At 65.5% G+C, this 7,069-nt stretch carries 4 protein-coding genes and 1 pseudogene; 4 read left to right on the top strand and 1 reads right to left on the bottom strand.

What is annotated here, in order from left to right; all coding sequences use genetic code 11:
- The 4 genes and pseudogenes from AC2VOP_RS12520 to AC2VOP_RS12505 all read left to right on the top strand — a co-directional run.
- Window positions 1-349 (top strand): annotated as a pseudogene (locus AC2VOP_RS12520) (hypothetical protein); the annotation flags it as partial.
- Window positions 350-1,259: 910 nt separating this feature from the next.
- Window positions 1,260-2,153 (top strand): hypothetical protein, encoded by an 894-nt coding sequence (locus tag AC2VOP_RS12515; RefSeq protein ID WP_486961267.1) that lies wholly within the window; start codon window positions 1,260-1,262, stop codon window positions 2,151-2,153.
- A 38-nt stretch (window positions 2,154-2,191) separates the two neighbouring features.
- A complete protein-coding gene (locus tag AC2VOP_RS12510; protein ID WP_486961266.1) occupies window positions 2,192-3,421 on the top strand; it encodes a hypothetical protein in 1,230 nt (409 codons plus the stop codon).
- 557 nt (window positions 3,422-3,978) lie between these two features.
- Window positions 3,979-5,469: a replication initiator gene (locus tag AC2VOP_RS12505; protein ID WP_486961265.1), complete on the top strand. Its 1,491-nt coding sequence runs from the start codon at window positions 3,979-3,981 to the stop codon at window positions 5,467-5,469.
- Between the two features lie 38 nt (window positions 5,470-5,507).
- Here the strand turns inward: AC2VOP_RS12505 and AC2VOP_RS12500 are convergent, their stop codons facing one another.
- Window positions 5,508-6,947: a recombinase family protein gene (locus tag AC2VOP_RS12500; RefSeq protein ID WP_486961264.1), complete on the bottom strand. Its 1,440-nt coding sequence runs from the start codon at window positions 6,945-6,947 to the stop codon at window positions 5,508-5,510.
- Window positions 6,948-7,069 lie beyond the last annotated feature (122 nt).

The following is a 7,069-nucleotide window of genomic DNA, read 5'->3' as shown; positions in this document are numbered from 1 at the left end:
ACGCTCGCTTTGCTTACCAGGGCAACGACGGTGGCATTTCGTGCATGAACGCGTTAGCCGGCGCCGGCAAATCGTCGATGCGCTCGTTAGCAACGCCGCGGCGACGGCGCTGGTTTTCCACGGCAAGGGTGACGAGACCGCGGTCCGCGCTGAAAGCATCCGCCGAATGGTGCGCCAACTACTCGACCGCAACGTCACCCGGTTGGTTATCGAATCGCGCGAGGGCCGCGACCATCTGGATCGGCAAGTGCTCGTCGGTGAACTGCGCGGGCAGTCTGCCGGATTCGGTTACGACCACATGCCCGCATATAGCGACCCGTTGTTGTGGGTTGCGGACGCCGTCGCCTAGTGCTCGTCGGCCGGTGGAGTGTGAGCTCAACGGATTCACCCGCTTGTCGCGCACACAGAGCGTGTCGTCCCTTGAAAAACGCGAAGCCCGGCCGCTCACCGTCCGGAGAGGAGCCGGGCTCACTTCCTGGAGCTCAACGCCCCAGGCTCTTTCACTCTATACCACGTCGCTGCCACCACGGAAGCAAACGTTTGGGCATGTGGGGAGGGCCGCGAAACGTGCGGTCTCCGACTCGTGTTCTGTCTGAGCTTGTCCATCGGGGGGCCTTCGTCTGTGGAGTCGCTAGCAAGCCCACCAATGCGGGTCACCTGACATGTCCCAAACGACACCCCTGCTCCATCAGTAGCTTTCACCAGCCATTTCGCTGAGGGTCTACTGACGTTTCCGTGGGTTCGTTGACCTGCGCGTTTAGGTCTTTGTCTGGGCCGCGGCGTTGCCGCGGGCAGGTCACCGACCTGCCCTTTCAGCCTGCCGAAGGGCGCACAGAGGCTCGCGGGTCAAGGGTGGCCGGAAGGCCATCGCGAAGCGACGCGAAGCGCCCTTGACGCGTGAGGGGTGCGCCCGTAGCAGGCGCGGCCCAGACTCCCTCCATCGCAGCAGAACCCCAGGTAGATCGACCGAAACCTGCATGATTTCCACCCACGGAAACGTCACAAGAGCCTTCGCTGATCAGGCGCCGTCGAAACAACAGACGAACCTGACCTTGCTCGCAAGTCGGGAATCTACCTGCTGGTTTCGAGCCCATTATTCGGTTGTCAGCAGGCTCCGCCCCCTTGAACGGATCGCGTGTCGTGTGCGATATTTAGTGCGTTCGTAGTTTCACCTAATCGCAGTGGGAAAATTAATGCACATCTCAACGCAAAACTACTGTTCGCTCAGCAGCGGTGCGTGCCGGCGGGCGGTCGCGGCGATGGCGGTGGTGGCGAGTTTTTGTGCCGCTGGGGTCGGTCCGCCTGCCGCTGCACCCGCGCATGCCGATGTTGAAGACTTGATCGGCGACTTGGTTGATCCCGGAACTTTGGTTGCCGCGGCCGACTCAGCCGATCAGGGCGGGCTCTCCGGTGCGGGTGAGGTCGCCCATGCCGTGGCCACCAGCTTCAACAGCAATTTGGATCAACTGCCTGATTCGCTGCACACCCAGATCGAGGGGTTCATCACCAACCCGGTCAACGAGTGGCTCCTCGATGCGATCAACCTCCCGTCGGTTGTCCTGTTCGGGCGCGACCTGATCGGCAACGGGATAGAAATCGGCGACACAATACCGGCCCTAAGCTCCCTCAGCTTCCTCGACCTGCCTTCCGGCCCATTCAGCGAAATCTTCACCGGCACCAATGAAGGCCTTTTAACGCCTGTGCTCACCGCCCTACATCTCGATGTGGGCAATCTGCACGACGGCGGGTTCCTGTTCGGGGACGCCGCGCCCAGTACCGGCGCTGGCGACGGCGGGCACGGCGACGGCACTGCGCCCTCCGCCCAAGAACTCCCACCAATCACCTGCACGGGAATCCTAACCACTCCCGATTTCAACGGATTCGATGTCGTATCGGGCGCGAATGTCACCTGCGACGGAGTCGCGCTCATCGGTCTCGGTTCGGAGATTTTCTGGAACGGCATCCCCATCGGTATACCAGGTATCGGTCTCGGTGTCGGATCTGCCAGTGCCCTCACAGCGTCACTGTTATGCTTCGCTGGAACTTACTCAGCCGGGGTGATGGAAGTGATCCTAGCTGTTCCTCCCTATGTGTTCCCGGATCCAGTCACGTTCCACTTCACCCCCGACGTGCCTATATCATGTAGCCTGTAGCGCCGCCGAATACCGCCCCGATCGTCTACGATGATTCCATGTCCGAACGGTCGCCTGCCACGGCCGGTGATGACGGTGGGCTTGGCGCGTTGCTGGTGTTGCTGGACCGCGCTGCGGACTCATTTCGGACCGTTGAGGTGACCTACCGCACCTGGCGTCACGAACAGCGCCTGCGGGAAGCGTTTCGCAGTCACCATGTCGAGCGGCGGCGTCGCGGCGGGGCGGGCAACACGGTCTGGGCTGCGACCACCGGCGGGGGCGATCCCGGGCCAGCGACGACCGAGGAGACAATACGCATCTGGCGCGAGGGCCAGCGAGTCCGCCAAGAGCATCACGGCGGATGGCGCGACGGCTCCTACAGCGTTGTTGACGGCCCACGGTGGTGGTCGTGGAGCGAGCAGATGGGCGCCATGAGCAATCTTGGTGATCCCAGCGTTGGCGGCGGCATCGACCGAGGATTTGAGATCATGCTCGATCCGGCATCACTGCTCGGCTTGCTGGACTTGCAGGTGGCCGGAAATTCCCGAGTCGCGAGTCGAGCCACCGTCACCGCTCACGCCACCCCCCGGCAAGAAGCCCTCAGCGGCGCCAGGGCGCTCAGCGATCAGCGTGCGTTTCGCAGTCTGCACGCTCTCGGCATCGGTGCCGATAGCCACCGCCTCGAAGTGGACCGGGAACGCGGTGTGCTGCTGGCGATCACCGCGCTCCGTGGCGAGCAGCCGTTCTACAAGATCACCACGCTCGCGATCCGCTTCGATGAGCCGATCCCAGCCGAGACCTTCCAGTTCAGGCCCCCAGAAGGCGAGCAGACCCGCTCCCTCCAGGAGCTTTTCCCCCGCCCGCAGTTCGTTACGCTCGCCGACGCGCAGCGACTAGCCGCATTCACCGTCCTCGTGCCCGATCAGCTGCCCACCGGCTGGCGGCTGGCGCCGCGTTGCGGGTATGCTGAGGCCTCCTCGCAGTTACCGGCATTCGTGGGGGTGGTTTACCGCCGCGATGCTGGACATCAGCAGCTTTCGATCTCGCAGACGGCCGAGGCCGCTGCCGTCCAGCACTACGGCTACATGCCAGACGCCGAGGGCTGGCACGAGGTGCTGCGCGACGGGACGCCGATCAAGATCTGGCCGGGCGACGAATTGCTTCCGACCCGGGCACAGCTCACCCGCCACGGTACGTTTGTCCGCCTCAGTTCCCAGGGTCTCACCGCCGACGAACTCGCAACGGTCACCGCCAGCCTCAGGCCCGCATCGGAAACCGACGGCGCGTAAAGAACAGCCCCTCTATACCGCGATACAGCTCGATACAGCAACGGTCGAGGGCCTGTTGTCCGTTGGCAAGTTTGACTGCGACACCCACGACGTGCATGGCCACGTTGGCGGGGCCGAATTTGGTGTTGTGATAGCTGCGGTCGCCGCCGAGGACGGCCACGAGCCGGCGTGCCACCGTCAGGCATTGCTCGGCCGCTCTTGATAGCAGTATAGAAACTCTTCACCGCAGGTCACGGTGGGTGTGGCGTCGCATCGCTGTCCTCGTGGCGGTGGTCGTGGTGGTCGTTGTCTAGATTCGCTGACGTGTCGGGCTCGGTCGACGGGCGGTGGGGCTCATCGGGGTGCGGCAGGGCGTATCGGGTCGGTGGCGGCGGATGGCGGGCGTGCGTAGCGACCGGCGCGGACGGGAGCGTCAGCGGACGGGAGCACAGGGAGCGAAGCGCCCGCCGGGAGCCGTCACCGCGCTGAGCTGGGCAGTGGTGGCGGGTGTTGGCCGGGGGCGCTCGTCGGGTGTCGGGCGGGCCGATGATGTCGGTGGGGCTGGCTATGGTGGCGCCATGATCACGGGCATCGGCAGCGGTGACGGCCACGGGGTTGGCTGCTGGGATGAGGCCGTGGTGACTCAGGCGGTGGAGCGAGCCTGCTCGCCGGGTTTCGAGGCGTGGTGGTCACGGGTGGCCGGGTCGGGGTTTTGCGCCCGCCCGGTGCATCTGCTCGGCGTGGACGGACACGGCGGCCTGTTGCGGGTGTTGGGGCGGTGCAAGAACCGGCGCGCGTCGGTGTGTCCGTCATGTTCGCAGTTGTACGGCGCTGACACCTGGCAGTTGATCCATGCCGGGATCGCAGGCGGCCACCACGGCATGTCCGAGGCGGTGGCCTGGCATCCGGCGGTGTTCGTCACGTTGACCGCGCCGAGCTTCGGTCCGGTGCACACTATCCATGACGGCGCGGCCAGGCAGGCCCGAAAATGCCATCCCGGCAACGGATTTCAACGCTGCCGCCATGGCCGCCCACTGTGGTGCGGGGCGGTGCACGACGCCGGTGATGCGCGGGTGGGCGAACCGTTGTGCGGCCAATGCTATGACTACGGTGCGCATGTGCTGTTCACGTGGTGGGCGCCGGAGTTGTGGCGGCGTTTCACGATCGCGTTGGGCCGCCAGGTCGCCAGCACGGTCGCGGCTGCCGGTGGTGATAGGAACCTGGTGCGGGTGTCGTTTGTGAAGGTGGTGGAGTTTCAGCGCCGCGCGGTGCCTCATTTGCACGCGGTGATCCGGCTGGACGGTCCACCCGATAGCGACGGGCAGCCGACCCCGCCACCAGCACACGCCGGGATCGACGCCGAGACGCTGGCCGGGCTCGTGCACCAGGTGGCAGCGCAGGTGTCGGTGCAGGTGGCCGGGCCGAACGCTGCCACGGTGACGGTCCGGTTCGGAACCCAAGCCGACGCCCAGCCCATCACCCCCGCCGGTGTGTCTAGCGGAACGATCAGTGCTGCACCGGGATCGGATGATCAAGGTGGTGGCGCTGGCGGTGGTGTGGGTCGGTCGCCGCGTCGGGTGGCGGGATATCTGGCCAAGTACGTGTGCAAGTCGGTGGCCGAGTTCGGGCTGGCGCCGCAGCGCATGTCTCCGCTGGCGATCGAGGCCCTCGACGTGCGCGAGCATATCCGGGCCATCTTGTCGACGCTGCGACATCTGGCGGGGCTGCCCGGCTACGGGCCGATGCTGCGCTGGCTGCACACGCTGGGGTATCGGGGCCATGTCAGCTCCAAATCGCGGCGATTCTCCACCACCATGGCTGCGCTGCGCGCCCGCCGAGCAGCCTGGCACCAGCAGCACACCGGCACCGATGAGCTGGCCTGGTCGTGCAGTGGTGATCTCGACAGCGACCGGGTGATCGAGTGGCGGCTGCAACAGGTCGGATACGGAAGCGACGGGGACCGGATGCTGGCCGTGTCGGCGGCGGTGCGTGCCCGTGAACACCGTCGTGTCGCCCGCGTCGAGTACGCCGACCTCATCGCCGCCGAAAACAACTGGGCCGCAGCCTAGCCCGTAGTCGACCGTCATCGGATATGGCGCGGCCTGCGTTAGACCCGCCACACCGGGGCCACCCGGTCAATGTCTAGGCGGCGCGCACCCGGTGTGCCCGGTGCGATGACCGCGTGATCCAACACCGCTTTGACGATCGCCTGCTGGCGACCCAAATCCAGCCCGTCCCACCCGGTGCGCAACACCCGACCGGTGCCGGCCAGCTCGAACACCGCCGTCGTGTCGGTGGCCGCAGCAATATCCCGGCGGGCCGCACCGATGCGCTCGGTGATCGGATCACGCGCAGCGATCCACTCCCGCGCAGTAATGGCGCCATCGGCATACAAGCCGGCCAGTTCATCCAGGCGTTCCTGGTCCGCATCGACCTGGGCGGCCAAAGTGGCGACATCGGCATCCGCGGTGGCTTTGCCGGCCAACACCTTGGCCAGGTGCGGGGAGTCCAGCCGCGTCAGCACCGCATCGGTCAGCAACTCCTCCACCGGGGCGGCGACCACCGTCAACCGGCCGCACCCACCATGATCCGGCCCCTTCAAACACACATACCGGCGCACCCGATTCTGCGGATTACTGTGCCGGGCTTGGGAATACAGCCGGTTGCCGCAGCGCCCACAGCGCAACATCCCCGACAACAAATACGTGCGCGCCGCCCGCGTCTTGGTCACCGCGCGCGAAGCCATCCGTGCCAACACCCGATCACGCTCAGCGACGGTGATGATCGCCGGCCAGCACGCCTCACCGATCACCTCCCCGCGGTGCTCGCGCAACCCCGCAATCCGGCCCGAGCACAAGATCTGACGCACCGCCGTGGTCTGCCAGGATTTCGCCACGCTCGGGGCGATACCGGAGTCGTTGAGCCAGATTGTCAGCGACCGCAATGATTGGCCCGCCAGGTAACGCTCGACCATCTGACGTATCACTGCGGCCTCGGATTCGCGCACGGTGATCTTGTCGGCTTCATACCCGAACGGGCGCACCGACCCATGCGGCAACCCGGCCTGGGCGTTCGCCAACATCTTGCGGCGGATACGCGCCGACTTACGCCCAGACTCCTTGGCCGCGAACGCGGCGAAAATGCGCGCCATAAACAACCCGTCGTCGTTGCCCAAGTCGATGTCGGCGGTCACCGTCGCCACATCGCGCACCCCCACCGACTCACACAACGTGACGAAATCCTCCAACTCCACCGGACGCCGATGCAGCCGATCCAGGTTGTAGACGATCACCGCATCACGAGCACCGGACGCCAGATCGGCCAGCATCCGGGCGTATTCGCGGCGTGGTTTACCGGAGAACGCCGACACGTCGTTGTCGACATACTCGGCCCCGACTGGCCAACCCCGATCAGCGGCCAGCTTGCGGCAATCCTCCAACTGCCGGGCCACCCCCAACCCCGTCCCCTCGGCATCCGAGGAAATCCGGGCATAAATCGCCGCCGACCTCACCCCAACACGCTGACCAGCAGATTTCCTCACCGACATGGGGGTAGTTTAACAAATTATGACCTTGGAAGCATGGGTGGGTCCACCATCGGCGTGGGCGATCGTGTGATCGAGGTCGCAATTGATGGCCGGCTCGTCGCAACCGGGAAACCGGCAGGTCA

It is taken from the genome of Mycobacterium sp. TH-M106 (genome assembly GCF_057473765.1).
Note: the sequence above shows the minus strand (reverse complement) of the source record. Positions and strands in the feature narration are given on the sequence as shown.

What these genes read in the sequence shown, in the direction of transcription:
- AC2VOP_RS12515 (WP_486961267.1), top strand. Translation starts at nt 1,260, where the DNA reads ATGGCGGTGGTGGCGAGTTTTTGTGCCGCTGGGGTCGGTCCGCCTGCC.
- AC2VOP_RS12510 (WP_486961266.1), top strand. Translation starts at nt 2,192, where the DNA reads ATGTCCGAACGGTCGCCTGCCACGGCCGGTGATGACGGTGGGCTTGGC.
- AC2VOP_RS12505 (WP_486961265.1), top strand. Translation starts at nt 3,979, where the DNA reads ATGATCACGGGCATCGGCAGCGGTGACGGCCACGGGGTTGGCTGCTGG.
- AC2VOP_RS12500 (WP_486961264.1), bottom strand. Translation starts at nt 6,947, where the DNA reads ATGTCGGTGAGGAAATCTGCTGGTCAGCGTGTTGGGGTGAGGTCGGCG.